The sequence below is a fragment of the Chryseobacterium sp. Leaf405 genome (assembly GCF_001425355.1).
Lineage (GTDB): Bacteria > Bacteroidota > Bacteroidia > Flavobacteriales > Weeksellaceae > Chryseobacterium.
In genome coordinates, this window is record NZ_LMQN01000017.1 from 1 (window position 1) to 17,841 (window position 17,841).

A 17,841-nucleotide genomic window follows, 5' to 3' on the forward strand; every position below is an offset into this window, starting at 1 on the left:
CGAAACTATAAAAAAAACAAAAAGCCTTGCTAAAAAACAAGGCTTTAAAAATCAAATATCACTTTACTTTATTAGAATAGCTCGCCGGCTACTTTTTTTATGTTATCACTCTTTCCCATCGAATAAAAATGCAGAACGGGAACACCAAAATCCAGTAATTCCTTACATTGATTGATTGCCCATTCTATTCCTATCTGTTTTACAGCTTCGTTATTTTTAGCTCTTTCAACTTCATTAATTAACTCTTCAGGTAAATCAATTTTAAAAATCTGAGGCAGAATTTTCAAATGCTTTTTTGTAGCAATTGGTTTAATTCCGGGAATAATAGGAACTGTAATTCCCATTTCACGAGCTTTTTTAACAAATTCAATGAATTTTTTGTTGTCAAAAAACATCTGCGTTACAATATAATCTGCTCCGGCATCTACTTTTTGCTTCAGCCATTTTAAATCATAATTCATAGACGGCGCTTCCATGTGTTTTTCAGGATAACCCGCAACACCGATACAGAATTTATTATGTTCTTCACATTCTTTTTCTTCATTGTGCAGATACTTTCCTCTACCCAAATCGTTGATTTGGTTCACCAATTCCATCGCACTGGCATGACCTCCTACACTTGGCTCAAAATATTGATGCCCTTTCATCGCATCGCCACGAAGCGCCATAATATTATCAATTCCCAAATACATACAGTCTACCAAAAGATATTCTGTTTCTTCTTTGGTAAACCCTCCGCAAAGCAAATGTGGAACGGTATCTACATTATATTTATGCTGAATTGCAGCACAAATCCCCAATGTTCCGGGGCGCATTCTTGTGATTCGACGCTCCATCAAACCATTTCCTTTGTCAATATAAATATATTCTTCTCTGGATGTCGTAACATCTATAAATGGAGGTTTAAATTCCATCAATGGATCGATATTCTTGTACAAATCTTCAATCCCGATTCCTTTTTGTGGCGGAACAACCTCGAGGGAGAACAACGTTTTTCCGTTTGCGTTTTTTATGTGGTCTGTGATTTTCATTTAATGAATAGTAAGTTTTAATTTTTTTGAAATAGGTTTACTTAAATTCCGTCTGCCAAATTCGGATTCAACCATTTTCTGGCTTCCTGTAAAGAAATTCCTTTTCTTTTGGAATAATCCTTTAACTGGTCTTCTGCAATTTTCCCCAATCCGAAATATTTTGCGTGCGGGCTTCCGAAATAATATCCTGAAACCGCTGCTGTTGGATACATCGCCAAACTTTCAGTGAGATAAACTCCGATATTTTCTTCCACTTTTAAAAGATCCCAAATTGCATGTTTTTCCAAGTGATCAGGACACGCAGGATATCCCGGAGCCGGACGAATTCCCTTATATTTTTCGGCAATCAACTCTTCGTTGCTTAAATTTTCCTGATTGGCGTACCCCCAATATTCGGTTCTCACTTTTTTATGTAAAAATTCGGCATAAGCTTCTGCAAAACGGTCTGCCAAAGCCTTTACCATGATTGCATTATAATCGTCGTTTGCTTTTTCGTATTCTTCCGACAATTCATCAGTTCCGAAACCTGTCGTCACACAAAAAGCGCCCATATAATCTGTTTTTCCTGAGCTTTGAGGAGCAATAAAATCGCTTAATGCCAAATAATCTTTTCCTTTCGAACGTTGAGCCTGCTGTCTTAATGTCAAGAACTTAACCTTTTCTTCATTATTTTCATCAAAGACTAAAATATCATCCGATTCTGTAGAATTAGCTTTAAAAATTCCGAAAATTGCTTTTGCTGTTAATAATTTTTCATCCAAAATTCTTTTTAAGATAACCTGAGCATCTTTGAACAATTCCTTTGCCTGTTCTCCCACAACCTCATCTTCCAAAATATTAGGATATTTCCCATGCAAATCCCAACTTCTGAAAAACGGCGACCAGTCGATGAAAGGTAATAATTCCCTCAAATCCTGATTTTCAAAAATCTGTATCCCTAAATTATTCGGTGTAAAAATTTCTTCGCTTTCCCAATCTATTTTAAAACGATTTTCTCTTGCTTCTTCAATCGAAACATAATCTTTATCTACCTGTCGGTTCAGGAATTTCTCTCTAAAATCTGAATAGTCACTTTTTAAATCCTCAACATATTCTTTATTTCTGTCACCCAATAATGAACTCACAACGTTTACCGCTCTGGAAGCATCATTTACGTGAACTACAGCATTTTTATATTTTAAATCGATTTTTACAGCGGTATGTGCTTTTGAAGTCGTCGCACCACCGATTAATAAAGGAAAGTTAAGATTTTGCCTTTCCAATTCTGAAGCGATATACACCATTTCATCTAAACTCGGCGTAATCAATCCGCTGAGACCAATTACATCCACCTGATGATCGATTGCTGCCTGAATAATTTTCTCAGCAGGAACCATTACACCAAGGTCAACAATTTCATAATTATTACAGCCCAAAACAACGCTCACAATATTTTTTCCAATATCATGAACGTCACCTTTTACCGTGGCCATTAATATTTTACCGTTGGCTTTCTGAGTCTGATCTTTTTCAGCTTCAATAAAAGGTTGCAGATATGCCACCGCTTTTTTCATGACACGGGCAGATTTTACAACCTGCGGAAGAAACATTTTACCACTTCCGAAAAGATCGCCCACAACACCCATCCCGGTCATCAGATTAATTTCGATAACATGAAGCGGTCTTTCTGCCACCTGTCTTGCTTCTTCAACATCTTCTTCTATAAAACGATCGATTCCTTTCACCAAAGAATGCGTAATTCTCTCCTGCAAAGGATAAGAGCGCCATTCTAATTCTTCAACCTTTTCTTTTTTAACCGATTTATTTCTTTCAGAATAATCTAAAAGACGTTCCGTCGCATCTTCTCTTTTATCAAGAATAACATCTTCAACAAGTTCTAAAAGTTCTTTATTGATCTGATCATAAACCTCCAACATTGCCGGATTTACGATACCGATATTCATTCCTGCCTGAATGGCATGATAAAGGAAAACTGAGTGCATCGCCTCTCTCACAGTATCATTTCCACGGAACGAGAACGATACATTGGAAACTCCTCCACTTACCGAAGCATACGGAAGATTCTGACGAACCCATCTTGTAGCCTCAATGAAATCGATTGCGTTTCTGCGGTGTTCATCCATTCCTGTCGCAACCGGGAAAATATTTAAGTCGAAAATAATATCTTCAGCAGGGAATTTTACCTCATCAACAAGAATATCATAAGAACGTTTTGTGATTTCAAGTCTTCTTTCGTAATTATCCGCCTGCCCGACTTCATCAAAAGCCATTACAATAACCGCAGCTCCGTATCTTTTAATCGCTTTGGCGTGTTTTATGAACTCTTCTTTTCCTTCTTTTAAACTGATGGAATTAACCACACATTTCCCCTGAACAACCTGAAGACCGGCTTCGAGAATCTCCCATTTGGAAGAATCTACCATAATCGGAATTTTGGAAATATCCGGCTCAGAGCCAATAAGGTTAAGGAATTTAATCATGGAAGCTTTTCCATCGATCAATCCATCGTCAAAATTAACGTCAAGAATCTGCGCGCCACCGTCCACCTGATCTCTTGCGATATCTAAAGCTTCAGAAAATTTCTCTTCTTTAATTAACCTTAAAAACTTTTTGGATCCGGCAACATTCGTTCTTTCACCAACATTGATGAAATTAGATTCCGTTGTTATAATCAAAGGCTCCAGCCCCGACAGTCTTAAATATTTCATAATTTAATTTACCAATGTATCAATGTAACAGTTTATCAATTAAATTCTTCATTGGTTAAGAATGATGCTGATTGTTACATTGATAAATTATTTAGATTGTTATATTAACTTTTCTTGGTTCGTATTTCTCCACCAAATCTGCAATCGCTTTAATGTGTTCCGGTGTTGTCCCGCAGCAGCCTCCGATGATATTGATCAATCCTTTCTCAACATATTCTTTAATCTGACTTGCCATATCTTCCGGCGTTTCATCATATTTTCCAAAGGCGTTGGGCAAACCAGCATTTGGATATGCCGAAACATGGAATTCTGAATTGTGAGCCAACGTTTCCAGATAAGGCGTTAATTGATTAGCTCCCAAAGCACAGTTAAAACCAACACTTAATAAATTTAAATGCGAAACAGAGATTAAAAATGCCTCTGCAGTTTGTCCGCTCAATGTTCTTCCTGAAGCATCAGTAATCGTTCCTGAAACCATAATCGGAATTTCGATACCTCTTTCTTCCTGAATTTCATCGATGGCAAATAATGCAGCTTTTGCATTCAGTGTATCGAAAATTGTTTCAACCAATAAAATATCTGAACCTCCATCTAGTAAAGCTTCACACTGTTGTTTGTAAGCCATTCTGAGATCTTCAAAAGTTACCGCTCTGTAGCCCGGATCATTAACATCCGGACTTAAACTTGCCGTTCTATTCGTTGGTCCAATAGAACCTGCAACAAATCTTGGTTTATCAGGATTTAAAGCTGTAAACTCATCACAAACTTTTCTGGCAATTTTAGCAGATTCATAGTTTAGCTCGTAAACCAAATCTTCCATGTGGTAATCTGCCATCGCGATTGTTGTTCCTGAAAATGTGTTGGTTTCCAAGATATCTGCTCCTGCCTCTAAATATTTTCTGTGCACTTCTTCAATGGAATGAGGCTGCGTTAATGAAAGCAAATCATTATTTCCCTTCACCGGATGTTCCCAATCTTTGAAACGTTCGCCACGGTAATCTTCTTCCTCGAATTTATATCGTTGAAGCATCGTTCCCATCGCTCCGTCAAGAACAAGAATTCTCTCGGATAATGCTTTATACAATTGTTCTGAATTTTTCATTTTATGTTTCGGCTAAAGCCAATTTTTATTATTTTTTATTCTAAAATGTGATGAAGTCAATTTTTATTAAATCAATCCAAAGCCTGCTTTAAATCTGCAATGATATCATCTACATTTTCTAAACCAACCGAGCAACGAACTAAACCCGCTGTAATCCCGACTTCATTTCTTTCTTCTTCTGACAACTTTGAATGTGTTGTAGAAGCAGGATGCGTCACGATAGTTCTTGTATCACCTAAATTTGCAGAAAGCGAACACATTTTAATCTTATCTAAAAAGTTTCTTCCACCTTCTATTCCACCTTTAATTTCGAATGCGACGATATTACCTCCCAATTTCATTTGCTTTTTTGCGACTTCATAACTTGGATGAGAAGATAAGAATGGATATTTTGTTAATTCTACATTAGGATGGCTTTCTAAAAATTCCGCTACTTTTAAAGCGTTTTCGCAGTGTTTTTCTACACGGATTGCCAATGTTTCCAAGCTTTTTGATAACACCCAAGCATTGAAAGGCGACATTGCAGGACCCGTATTTCTTGCAAAAAGATAAATTTCACGAATCAAATCCTCTCTACCGACCGCTACTCCACCTAAAACACGACCCTGACCGTCAATTAATTTTGTAGCCGAATGCACCACAATGTCTGCTCCATATTTTATGGGTTGTTGCAAATAAGGCGTTGCGAAACAGTTATCCACAATAAAGATCAAATTATGCTTTTTTGCAATTTGTCCGAAAAACTCTAAATCTAAAACCTCAATCGCAGGATTCGTAGGCGTTTCCAGATATAAGATTTTGGTGTTCGGCTGAATATATTTTTCTACGTTTTCAGCATCTTCTGCTTTGAAATAAGTTGTTTCAATATTCCATTTCGGGAAATATTTTGTAAACAACGTGTGTGTGGAACCAAAAACCGACTGACAGCTTACAATATGATCTCCAGCATTTAATAAAGTAGCAAAAGTTGAATAAATTGCTGCCATTCCCGTAGCGAAAGCGTAACCAGCTTCTGCTCCTTCCATTTTTGCAATTTTATCTGTAAATTCTGTTACATTTGGATTTGAAAACCGGCTGTATAAATTTTTAGATTTTTCCTCGGCAAAGCTTGCTCTCATATCTTCGGCATCTTCAAACACGAAGCTTGAAGTAAGATATAAAGGCGTAGAATGTTCATCAAACTGGGTTCTTTCGGTTTGTGTTCTTATGGCAAGGGTTTCAAAGTTGTTTGAAAGTTGCTCGTTGTTAGTTTCTGGTTGAAAATTATCGCTCATAAACTCGTTTATCTTTTATAAAATATCAATTTAAAATCCTTTTGATAAATTGTTAAACTGATACATTATTATATTGTTACATTAATTTATTTCGTTTCACTTACTCTTAAAATATCCCCAAAAACACCTCTTGCAGTTACTTGTGCTCCAGCTCCAGCTCCCATGATTACGATTGGATTTTCGCCATAACTTTCAGTGTAGATTTCAAAGATTGAATCTGAACCTTTTAATTGTCCTAAAGCCGAAGTTGCAGGAACAGAAATTAATTTTACATCAAGCTCTCCTTTATCTTTTTGTAAATCTCCGTGCAAATCTCCGACGTATCTCAACACATGACCTTCTTCCTGATTTTCTTTTATTTTCTGATATTCTTCGTCTAATTCTTCCAATCTTAAAAGGAATTCTGGTTTTGAAACAGAAAGCAAACTTCCCGGAACTAAATTTTGAATATTGATATCGTCAAATTCATTGATTAAATCTAATTCTCTTGCCAAAATCAATAGTTTTCTTGCCACATCGTTTCCTGATAAGTCTTCTCTTGGATCAGGCTCTGTGTAACCTTTTTCCAACGCTTCGTTGATAATTGTAGAAAATTTATCATCTCTTAATGAAAAATTATTGAAAACATAGCTCAATGTTCCTGAAAAAACTCCCTTGATTCTTGTAATGTTTTCTCCTGAAAGGTGTAGTAATTTTATGGTATCAATTAAAGGCAAACCTGCACCAACATTAGTTTCGTATAAATAACGTCTGTTATTTTTATTCAACGTATATCTTAGTTGACGATATTCCTCAATTGGTAATGTATTGAAAATTTTGTTGGAAGAAACCAGGTCGAAACCGTTTTCTGCCAATGCGTGGTAGTTATGAACAAAATCTTTGCTTGCCGTGTTATCAACAACAATAAGATTTTCAAGCTGATTTTCTTTTGAAAACTTAATTAATTCCTGAATATCAGACGGACTTTCGGCTGTCAAAACCTCATCATTCCAATTGCTGTCAAAACCTTTTTTGTTGAAAGCTATTTTTCTTGAATTAGCAACTGCCACCACTTTAAGATCAATTTTTTTACGTCTTCTGATCTCTTCCGATGAATGTAAAACCTGCTCTATCAAAGTCTTTCCAACATTTCCGTGACCTATAATTGCCAAATGAACAGTTTTTGGCTTTTTAGAAATTTCAGATTCGATGATATTTTTTGCTTTTTCGTCCTGCGAAGAAGTGACAACAATATTTACTCTTTTTTCTGATGCAATTTGGTTTAAAAGCAATGGAAAAACGTTATTTCTAGCTAATTCCGCTAATACTTTATTGAAATCTTCTGCGACAAAACCAATGACAGAAACATTATTTATACTGTAAATCTGAGAAACTTTCCCTGATTTTCTTTCTGCTTCAAATTCGTCAATCAGACAGTTTACCGCTTTTTCGGAATCAGCTTCCTGAACTAAAATTGACAACCCGTTTTCAATTGCCTGCTGAGAAATTACCCCAACACTGATTCGCGCTAAAGTAAGCGCTTTAAAAATTCGTCCGTCAATCCCGATTTCACCTAAGAAATCCTCTCCTTCAAATTTGATGATTGATCTGTTTTTCAAAAATTTTATTTCGTTAGCATTTATCTTATTCATTTCTACAAAATATTTTTAATGATGTTATTTAACTGTTTATATTCCATTAAGAAGGCGTCGTGCCCATGAATTGAGGTGATCTCATGATAGAAAACATTTTCCTTTTTCTCTTTCAGCCTTTCAAAACACTTTCGGATTTCAGAAGCAGGGAAAAACAAATCTGTATCTACAGAGATCATGTGCATTCGTGCCTGAATCTTTTCCAATTGAGTTTCATCAGCATTAATATGCATTAATAAGTGATTCATCAGTTGATAAGATTCTAAACTAAATCTTTCGTTTAAAGCATTTCCGTGATAAACCAGCCAGTCTTCAGACTCTAATCTCCGTTTTTCCTGATTATATTTGTTTTGAAATCTATCGTTTAAAGATTGAGGGGTTCTATAGCACAACATCGCATGAATTCTGGCTTTCTGTAATGGCTCATCATTTTGATTTAATAAAAATTTCTGAACCAGACATTGTGCATGAAGCCAATCGTGGGTTTTAAAATCGCAGGCAATAGGAATGAAAATTTCAGTAAGATGTGGATTTTTCACCAACATTTCCCAACCGATTCCGCCTCCTAAAGAACCTCCAATAATGGCGTGTAAACTTTTAATATTTAAAATTTCAAGCCCTTGTAAAAAGATATTCGCAATATCTGAAGGTGTGAAATCTTCGTAATTATCAATAAAAAAATCATCAAATCCGTTTCCGGGAATATTAAAACACAGAACTGTATATTTATTGGTATCGATTATCTGATTTTCACTAATTAATTTCTTCCACCATCCTTTTTCACCTGAAACATCAGAATTTCCGGTTAAAGCATGATTCACCAAAATAATCGGTGCCGAAAACAAGTCTTTCCCGAAAAGCTGATAGCTCAACGAGATATTATATTCCTTTTTGGAATTGGTTTGATACGAAAAATTAATATGTTTAAGTTCTATTTTCAATTCTATTACACTTTATGATAATACAATTGAAAATGCCACAGGAAATGGCTGAAAAAAGATTCAGTAGTTATCTGTCCAAAAATAAATTTGGTAGAACGTAGCACCTTCTTTGCTTGCACAAAGGGTTGCTAAGGTTTCACAGGGTCTAATCCCTCAACCTTTCTTGATAACATTTTCAATATTTTAATGAACGAATGGTGCAAAGATAAAACTTTTCTTTTAAATATTTATAAAAATTTTATTTAACACTGAAAACACCGATCACCAGAAGGTTTTACAAACTATATTAATTATAATTCAAATATAGCGAGTTGGAATTTTTTCTCAAAAAAACTAACTTCGTAATGAAAAGTGACAACATATGATTGCCGAAAAACAAAGATTACAAGATACAAACTGGAAAAACTGGGGACCTTACGTAAGCAACCGACAATGGGGAAATGTACGTGAAGACTACAGTTCAAACGGCGATGCCTGGAATTTCGCCAATCATAATTCTGCAGAAAGTTATGCTTACCGTTGGGGGGAAGAAGGAATTGCCGGAATTTCCGATGCGAAACAACTTTTCTGTTTTGCTCTGTCTTTTTGGAATAAGAAAGATAAAATGGTAAAAGAGCGTTTCTTCGGGCTGAGCAATCCTCAGGGAAATCATGGGGAAGACATTAAAGAAATCTTTTATTATCTGGATAATACGCCGACTCACAGTTATATGAAAATGGTGTACAAATATCCTATCAATGCATTTCCTTATGATGATATTCGTGCTGAAAACGCAAGACGAAGCAAAAAAGAATCTGAATACGAAATTTTCGATACAGGTATTTTTGATGATGATGAATATTTTGATATTTTTATTGAATATGCTAAAGCTGAACATAATGATATTTTAGTTCGAGTTACTGTCTGCAACAGAAGTCAGATGGATGCACCGATTGTCGTTGCGCCAACTGTCTGGTTTAGAAATAACTGGAAGTGGGGATATAATACATACAAAGGACAAACCCATGCCTCCCATGAAAACTGCATTACAATTGAACACGACAGTGTTCCGATTAAAAAGTTTTACTCAAGAAATACAAATTCTGAAAGTGTTTTTTGTGAAAATGAGACGAATTCTCCCAAATTATACGGAGCTCCTTATCCCGGAAATACCTATTATAAAGACGGAATTAACGATTATATTACCTATGGAAGCAACACGATAAATCCTGAAAAAATAGGAACAAAAGCTTCCTTTTTAATTGATGAATTGATAGAAGCTGGACAATCAAAAACGTTTGATTTCAGATTATCTCCTAATGAATTAGATGAGCCATTTTATCAATTTGATGAAATTTTAAATCTGAGAATTGAGGAAGCTGATGAATTTTACACTGAAATTCAGAACGATGTAGAAGATGACGATGAAAGAAATGTACAGCGACAGGCTTTCGCAGGATTACTTTGGAACAAGCAGTTTTATCACTATAATGTCGGAAAATGGCTGAAAGGTGATCCGAATTTTAAAGCACCGAGAGATTTCAGCAATTATGTAAGAAATACCGAGTGGAATCACATGCACAATAAAGACATCATTTCGATGCCTGACAAATGGGAATATCCTTGGTATGCGACTTGGGATTTGGCGTTTCACTGTGTTCCGTTTGCGATTATTGATGCTGAATTTGCAAAAGGACAGCTTCTTTTGTTAACGAAAGAATGGTACATGCACCCCAACGGACAGCTTCCGGCGTACGAATGGAATTTAAGTGATGTGAATCCTCCTGTTCACGCATGGTCTTGCTTTAGAGTTTTTAAAATTGATGAAAAGCAAAATGGAAAACCGGATCTTTTATTTTTAGAAAAAGTTTTCCAGAAATTACTGCTCAACTTTACCTGGTGGGTTAACAGAAAAGATAAAAATGGTAAAAATATTTTCGGTGGAGGTTTCTTAGGACTCGATAATATAGGTGCTTTTGACCGAAATATGGAGTTAAAAGACGGACAACATCTTGAACAAGCAGACGGGACAAGCTGGATGGCAATGTACGCCTTGAATATGATGCGAATTGCCATGGAATTGGCGCAGTATTATCAGGTGTATGAAGATATGGCGATCAAATTTTTTGAGCATTATCTTTATATCTCAGAAGCCATGGAAAATCTGGGTGAAGGAACGAAAGGACTTTGGAACGAGGAAGACGGGTTTTTCTACGACGTTCTTCAATTGGGAAATGGCGACAGCGTTTCTTTAAAACTGAGAAGTATTGTGGGACTGATTCCGATGTTTGCAGTGGAAATCGTTGACCATCATTTATTGGAAAAAATGCCGAATTTCCAGGCAAGAATGGAATGGGTTTTAAAAAACAAACCTGAACTCACAAAACTCGTTTCTCATTGGGATGAGGAAGGTCATGGCAGAAAACATTTGATGAGTATTTTACGTAAAACACGTCTGACAAAGGTTTTATCAAGAATGCTGGATGAAAATGAATTTTTAAGTTTATATGGTATCCGTGCCATGTCTAAAGTCTATGAAGAGAAGCCTTTTAAATTCTCTGTTCACGGTCAGGAAAATACCGTTTATTATACTCCTGCAGAAAGCGACAGCCGGATGTTTGGTGGAAACAGCAATTGGCGCGGTCCGATTTGGTTTCCCATTAACTTTTTGATCGTCGAAAGTTTACAACGGTTCCATTTTTATTATGGAAATAGTTTAAAAGTTGAATTGCCAACAGGAAGCGGTGATAAAAAAAATCTGGATGAGGTTGCACAAGATATCAGCAACAGATTATGTTCTATTTTCTTAAAAGATGAATTTGGACAAAGACCTTTCAACGGTGGAAATTCGAAATTTAATTATGATGAAAATTTTAAAGATTATATTACTTTCTTCGAATATTTTCACGGTGATAATGGTCGAGGAGTCGGTGCTTCGCATCAAACGGGCTGGACGGCGACAGTCGCCAAACTGATGAAAAAAAGATTATAATACAACAGACTTTTTAAGTTCTTATCAAAGATGAATCCTCTTCTTGCGAAGAGGATTTTTCATTTCCTATACAGTACATACTATCCATGCCTTCAATAAAAATTTGCTATATTATAGTTAAAATCTATTTTCAAATTGAGACAATACAACTACTTAATTCAAATACTAAAAAAATTACTATTAAAATTAGACTTATCTTAATCATTTTACAACAAAATACCTATATTAGCACCATAAAAACTAAAAAGTATTTTTATGAAAGGAAAACTACTGCCTATCGCCGGATTGCTTCTATCTGGCGCATTTACCACTCTTTTTAATGCTCAGGAATATCAGCCATTGACCGTTCAAAGCGGGTTTAATGCTGATGTGATTGCCAATGGAGTGGGTCCTTCTGCATCATCAACCAATAATGATGTAGATGGAGTAAGTTATGCATTTATTGCAAGAGATTTTATGTTATCGGCTACAGGAACGCCTCTTTCTTACGGTCTTCCTACGAATGGAATTATCAACTCTGAAGTTACTTCTACCCCCGGCCTAACTTATCAGATGGCACCTTACGGCGGAAATAATTCATTGAGACTTGAAAGTACGAATGACAGCGGAACGATTTTATTCTCTAATCCTCTGCAAGCGATTAATCTATATATGCTCGCAACTGGTGGAAGTGGAGACTGTACCGTTGACGTTGTTGTAAATTTCACTGATAATACATCACAAACCTTCACAGGCATCGGCATTACAGATTGGTATTACGGAAGCAATTATGCCATCCGCGGTATTGGAAGAATTAATATTGACAATGACAATCTTGAATCCGGTTATGGAACAGATCCCAGATTATATCAGATTCCTCTAGCTATTTCTTCGGGTAATTTGGCTAAAACGGTTAAAGGTGTTACAGTAACCAAAACAGGAACAGGTGGTATCCCGAATATTTTTGCCTTTTCTGCAGATGCTTACAATGCTTGCCCTACTCCTTCTAATGTTAGCGCCACTACTACAGCGACTGGTGCTACTCTAAGCTGGACTGCTCCTTCAAGTGCTCCTTCTTCAGGATATCAGTACTATTACAGTACATCTCCTACAGCTCCCACAGCAACTACAACTCCTACAGGAAGTGTAACATCGGGAACATCCGTTACTTTAAATAGTCTTGTAACAGGACAGACGTATTATTTCTGGGTAAGATCTAATTGTGGAGGCTCTTCACAAAGCTTCTGGAAAATGTTAGAATTTACTCCGGGACAGATTTCTGCTACTTATACCGTTGGTGACATTGAAACACAGTATGATGATGCGGGAGTTAATACTTCATCAACAACAAACTGTCCGGCAAGTTTATCAGTAACTATACCTACAGGTTATAAAATAAAATCAACTAAAGTTTCCTATGCCATGTCAACAGCAGGTAATGGCTGGATGGCAGAGCAGAGAAGCTTTTTGGTATGTACTACTAATAGCACAGCAGAAGCTACTGTTAGTTCAGGATCCGGGTCGAGCACTGGAACATATTCTTACAACAGAACAGGTCTTACAATAGCCAATGAACTTAGCGGAACTGTAAACTTCGAGCTTAGAGCATGGAGAACCTACGGAGGATCAGACTGTAGTTTAGATTATAACAAAGTTGATAACAATACATGGAAAGTAACTGTAACAATAGAACCACTCATATTGGCAACAGGTGAAGTAAGTGCAAAAGAAAAAGAAAGAATCGCCTATCCGAATCCTTTTGTTGACACTTTATATATCGAGAAATCTGAAAATGTGAAGAAAGCAGTTGTAACAGACCTTTCAGGAATTGTTGTGAAAACAGTTGAAAACCCATCTTCATCATTATACTTAGGTGAACTTAAATCTGGAATGTATATTTTATCATTAACGATGAAAGACGGTTCTGTAAAAAGTACAAAAACGATCAAAAGATAATTGATAATTAATAATTTACAACCATTATCAAAAGAAAACCGGGTAACTTAGTTACTCGGTTTTTATTTTTATTGATTATTTAAAAGAAATTTAGTCCTGAACAATTTCTCCGTTTACATATACTTCGTAGCCTATTTCAACATTAGGTTCCAAGGTTTTAGAAACCGAACAGTATTTTTCAAAAGATAACTGAGCTGCCTTTTGAGCTTTTTTAGGATCAATAGCTCCTTCTAAAAAAAACTTAACTTTAATGGCTTTAAAAGGTTTTGCATCTTCCACAGGAATTCTCTCACCTTCTACCTCAGCTTTAAAATCTGTGATTTCCTGTCGCTGCTTTTTCAGAATAGAAACCACATCTATTCCGCTACATCCAGCAACTGCCATCAAAACACTTTCCATTGGCGAAACACCTCTTGCGCCGGGCTGCGTTGTATTATCTAAAAGAATTGAATTTCCCTGAGAATTGGTACATTCAAACAGAAAATCGTCATTGATTCTATTAAGTGTTATTTTCATTTTTATTGATTTTTATAAAGCTTTGACCGTTATCGAAGCATTTTTTATCCTGAATTTTTTATCCTGAATTATTTCTGCCACAAAATTATAAAATTCCCCTCGCTTTTATCTCCAGATATTTATTGATAACATCGATATTTAAATTCTCAGGCAACGTATACACCGTATAAATTCCGTATTTGCGAAGTTCCTGAATGATTAATTTTTTTTCAAACTCAAATTTTTCAGCAATAATTTCATCATAAATTTCCTGCATACTTTCAGGGTTTTTATGAATTAATGTCTGCAATTCTGAATTTTTAAAGAAAACTATCACCAATAAATGGTTTTTGGCAATCCCTCGAAGATATTTTAACTGACGATTTAACCCATCAAGCGTCTCAAAATTGGTGAATAATAATAGTAAACTTCTTTGATTTAATGAATATTTTACATCCTGATACAATCGGTTAAAATCACTTTCAAAGAAATCTGTTTTAATATTATAAAGCGATTCCGATATTTTCCTTAACTGTCCCGATTTATTTTCTGCGGCAATCTTATTTTCTGTTTTTTTAGAGAAAGTCATCATTCCTGCCCTATCCCCTTTTTTCAAAATAATATGGGACAAAGCCATCGTCGCATTAATGGAATAATCTAACAAACTCAATCCGTTAAAAGGCATTTTCATTGTTCTTCCTGTATCAATCAACATGAAAATACGCTGTGATTTCTCATCCTGAAACTGATTCACCATCAAACGATTGGCCTTAGAAGTCGCTTTCCAGTTGATGGTTCTGATATCGTCCCCTGGTACATACTCTTTGATCTGCTCAAATTCCATCGTGTGTCCCAGTTTTCGGATTTTCTTAATTCCGCCCAACAAAAATTCACTCTGAATTGCCATCAGTTCATATTTTCTGAGATGAATAAATGACGGATAAGCAGACAAATTAGCATCTTTCTGAAATGTGAATCTTTTGGAGATAAACCCCAAAGGTGATGAAACAAAAATATTTAAACCTCCGAAATTGTATTCTCCTCTTTCTTTCGGTTCTAAAATATATTGGAAAAAACTGTTTTTACCGGATTCAATATTCTTTTCAATCATAAAATCCCTTTTCTGAAACTGAAACGGAATTTCATCGATCACTTTGACCTTAATTTTAAAACTGTAATTATTTTTAATATCTATTTTCACAGGATTTTCGTCACCGTTCGACAGTTTTTCAGGTAAAATTCTCTGTGCTAAAATCCCGTCTTTCTGATTAAAAACAAAAAGGCAATCGACCATTGCTGCCAGAAAACACAATATCAAAAAAATGTGCGCCACGATCATCAACCACGGAAAGAAAAATGCAAAAACATACAGAATCCCAACTCCTATCATGGTAAAGAAAAAGCGTGTATTGATGTATAAATTTTTCATTTTGTTTAGGTTGCAGGTTTTAGATTTTGAGCTTATGAGTAATTTAATCTTACACTGATAATCTATCTCGGAATCTCAATTCCCTCTAAAATCTGTCTGATAATTTCATCGGCTGTCAAGCCTTCCATTTCTCTTTCCGGAGAAACGATTACTCTGTGCCTCAGAACGGCGTAACTTGCTTCTTTGATATCTTCCGGAGTTACGAAATCTCTTCCTCTTAACGCAGCAAATGATTTTGATGCTGTTAATAACGCAAGACTCGCTCTTGGAGAAGCACCTAAATACAAGAATTGGTTTTCTCTTGTATTGACGATAATTTTCGCAATATATTCCATCAACTGACCCTCAACGATGATTTCTTTTACCAAATGCTGATAGTTTTTCAATTGTTGAGCCGTGATTACTTTATTCACAACTTCTGTTTTATCTTCTCTTTTGCTTTCATGTTGGTTTTTGATAATCGAGATTTCCTGTTCAAGATTGGGATAACCTACGTTTATCTTAAATAGAAAACGATCAAGCTGCGCCTCTGGAAGTCGGTATGTTCCTTCATGCTCAATTGGGTTTTGGGTGGCAACGACTAAGAACGGTTCTTCCATGACATAGGTTGTCCCGTCCATCGTGATCTGCCTTTCCTCCATTACTTCAAACAAAGCGGCCTGCGTTTTTGCCGGAGACCTGTTGATTTCATCAATTAAAATAAAATTAGAGAAAATAGGACCCTTTTTAAACTCAAATTCTGAATTTCTGACATTAAAAATAGAAGTTCCCAAAATATCAGAAGGCATCAGATCCGGAGTAAACTGAATTCTGCTGAATCCTACATCAATTGTTTTCGACAATAATTTTGCCGTAATTGTTTTAGCAACTCCCGGAACGCCTTCAATTAAAACGTGACCATTTGACAAAAGCGCTGCCAAGAGATGCTCTACCATATCTTCCTGACCAACAATTACTTTTGCGATTTCGGCCTTTACTTTATCTAAGCTTGCACGCAGTTCAATCATATCAATCCTTGACTGGAACTGATCTTCATTTTTATTAAGATTTATAGAATTGTGACTTTCTACATTCTGGTTTTCAAGGTTTTCCATATTATTTTAATTTAACAACTTAACAATCAAAAATTGTCACATTGTTATATTTTAGATGTTACATTTAAATTATTTCGTCCAGCAATTTATTCATTTTCACCAAATCTTCTTTTATTACAGTAGCGTAAGGATTTTGTGCGTTTTTAATATAAACTATTGCTTCATTAATCATTTCGATTGGCTTTCCAGTTTTTAACTGAAGCTTTTTAGCAAATTCTTCATCGAGATTCTGAGTATCAATTAAAAGTTCCAGTCTCACTTTATTTAAGAAATATTGAGCTTTTTTTGCCATCATATCATGAAAATCGCCTTCCTGTAAATACAGATTTCCGATACTTTTCACAAAATCGACAGAAGTATTTTTTAACGGTTCAATAATCGGAACGATCCGCTGTTTTCTTTTTGCATTGAAGAAAATAAACAAAACCAATCCGCCTAATAAAATCCACCATGCATATTTCAAAGCTGGATTTGAAAGAATAAATCTCATAAAAAACTGAGACTTTTTCGAGTTGCTTTCCGCAAACCAAATCGTTTCCTTGTCATCAAGATACGAAAAAACATCCTGTGCATATTTTACATTTCCGGGTTTCAGCAGATAATAATTGGTGATAAAAAGCGGTTCGCAATGCACAAATATATTTCCTTTTCCGAATTTGGCTTTGATGAAATTTGCCTGATCCGTATTATTTTTTTCAACAGTTTTCCCCAGAACTTCTACGCCGGGTTTGATATACGTAAATCCTTTTCCTGATGGAAATTTATCTAATTTGATGAAATCATTCTGATATTTTTTATCCGTCAGTTTTAAAACGTTTTCGTCTTCAAAAGAAATTTTAGAATCATAATATCCGATACTGTCCGAAATTTTCTGCGGAATATCGCTCACAATAAGCATCGCATTCGCTCCTTTCGAAACTTCATTTAAAATCTTATTCCAGGATTGTGTATCAATATCATTTTCAATGACTAAAATATTATGCGTTTCTTTCTTATTTTCATCATAGTAATCGTACGGAGCTTGATCTGTTTTCTTAATCTTATTTTTAAAAAGATTTTTAATTTCTGCATCAAAAACATACAATCCGAACGGAGATTTTTGATTTGTATTAAAATTCTTACGCCAATCCGTAGTTTCTTTTTTGTTCACTTCAAACAACGCTAGAATAATCATCACAACGATGAAAATGACAGCATATATTTTGAAAGTTTTGTTCATGTGAAAGTTTA

12 protein-coding genes and 1 riboswitch are annotated in these 17,841 nt (G+C 35.4%); of the genes, 2 read left to right on the plus strand and 10 right to left on the minus strand.

Annotated features, from left to right (window positions below):
* Positions 1–71: 71 nt before the first annotated feature.
* The 6 genes from metF to ASG22_RS21695 all read right to left on the minus strand — a co-directional run bounded on the left by metF (position 72) and on the right by ASG22_RS21695 (position 8,687).
* Positions 72–1,031, minus strand: coding sequence for a methylenetetrahydrofolate reductase [NAD(P)H] (metF, locus tag ASG22_RS17210; RefSeq protein ID WP_055987389.1), 960 nt, complete (start codon positions 1,029–1,031; stop codon positions 72–74).
* Positions 1,032–1,072: 41 nt separating this feature from the next.
* Complete coding sequence (gene metH / locus ASG22_RS17215; RefSeq protein ID WP_055987390.1) at positions 1,073–3,739, minus strand: methionine synthase; 2,667 nt, start codon at positions 3,737–3,739, stop codon at positions 1,073–1,075.
* Positions 3,740–3,830: 91 nt separating this feature from the next.
* Positions 3,831–4,841 carry a homocysteine S-methyltransferase family protein gene (locus ASG22_RS17220; RefSeq protein WP_055987391.1) on the minus strand — a complete coding sequence of 337 codons (1,011 nt, stop codon included), beginning with the start codon at positions 4,839–4,841 and terminating at the stop codon, positions 3,831–3,833.
* A gap of 71 nt (positions 4,842–4,912) precedes the next feature.
* Positions 4,913–6,115, minus strand: coding sequence for an O-succinylhomoserine sulfhydrylase (locus ASG22_RS17225; protein ID WP_055987392.1), 1,203 nt, complete (start codon positions 6,113–6,115; stop codon positions 4,913–4,915).
* Positions 6,116–6,201: 86 nt separating this feature from the next.
* Entirely contained in the window at positions 6,202–7,746 is a 1,545-nt protein-coding gene (locus ASG22_RS21690) for an ACT domain-containing protein (protein WP_055987395.1), read from the minus strand.
* A 2-nt stretch (positions 7,747–7,748) separates the two neighbouring features.
* Positions 7,749–8,687, minus strand: a complete 939-nt coding sequence (locus tag ASG22_RS21695) for an alpha/beta fold hydrolase (RefSeq protein ID WP_055987397.1) — start codon at positions 8,685–8,687, stop codon at positions 7,749–7,751.
* A gap of 64 nt (positions 8,688–8,751) precedes the next feature.
* Positions 8,752–8,860: riboswitch (SAM riboswitch) on the minus strand.
* 188 nt (positions 8,861–9,048) lie between these two features.
* Here ASG22_RS21695 and ASG22_RS17240 point away from each other — a divergent pair.
* Together ASG22_RS17240 and ASG22_RS17245 are read left to right on the plus strand one after the other, a co-directional pair.
* Complete coding sequence (locus tag ASG22_RS17240) at positions 9,049–11,658, plus strand: MGH1-like glycoside hydrolase domain-containing protein (RefSeq protein WP_055987399.1); 2,610 nt, start codon at positions 9,049–9,051, stop codon at positions 11,656–11,658.
* 255 nt (positions 11,659–11,913) lie between these two features.
* Positions 11,914–13,593, plus strand: a complete 1,680-nt coding sequence (locus ASG22_RS17245; protein ID WP_055987401.1) for a T9SS type A sorting domain-containing protein — start codon at positions 11,914–11,916, stop codon at positions 13,591–13,593.
* Between the two features lie 90 nt (positions 13,594–13,683).
* On the opposite strand, the gene ASG22_RS17250 is transcribed toward ASG22_RS17245, so the two are convergent.
* From ASG22_RS17250 to ASG22_RS17265, 4 genes are all read right to left on the minus strand, one after another.
* Complete coding sequence (locus ASG22_RS17250; protein ID WP_055987404.1) at positions 13,684–14,109, minus strand: OsmC family protein; 426 nt, start codon at positions 14,107–14,109, stop codon at positions 13,684–13,686.
* A gap of 85 nt (positions 14,110–14,194) precedes the next feature.
* The gene (locus ASG22_RS17255; protein ID WP_055987406.1) at positions 14,195–15,517 is read right to left on the minus strand and encodes a DUF58 domain-containing protein; all 1,323 of its coding nucleotides are present in this window, start codon (positions 15,515–15,517) and stop codon (positions 14,195–14,197) included.
* A gap of 62 nt (positions 15,518–15,579) precedes the next feature.
* A complete protein-coding gene (locus ASG22_RS17260) occupies positions 15,580–16,611 on the minus strand; it encodes an AAA family ATPase (RefSeq protein ID WP_055987408.1) in 1,032 nt (343 codons plus the stop codon).
* Between the two features lie 64 nt (positions 16,612–16,675).
* On the minus strand, positions 16,676–17,830 hold the full coding sequence (locus ASG22_RS17265; RefSeq protein ID WP_055987410.1) for a DUF4350 domain-containing protein: 1,155 nt from the start codon (positions 17,828–17,830) through the stop codon (positions 16,676–16,678).
* Between the last annotated feature and the right edge of the window lie 11 nt (positions 17,831–17,841).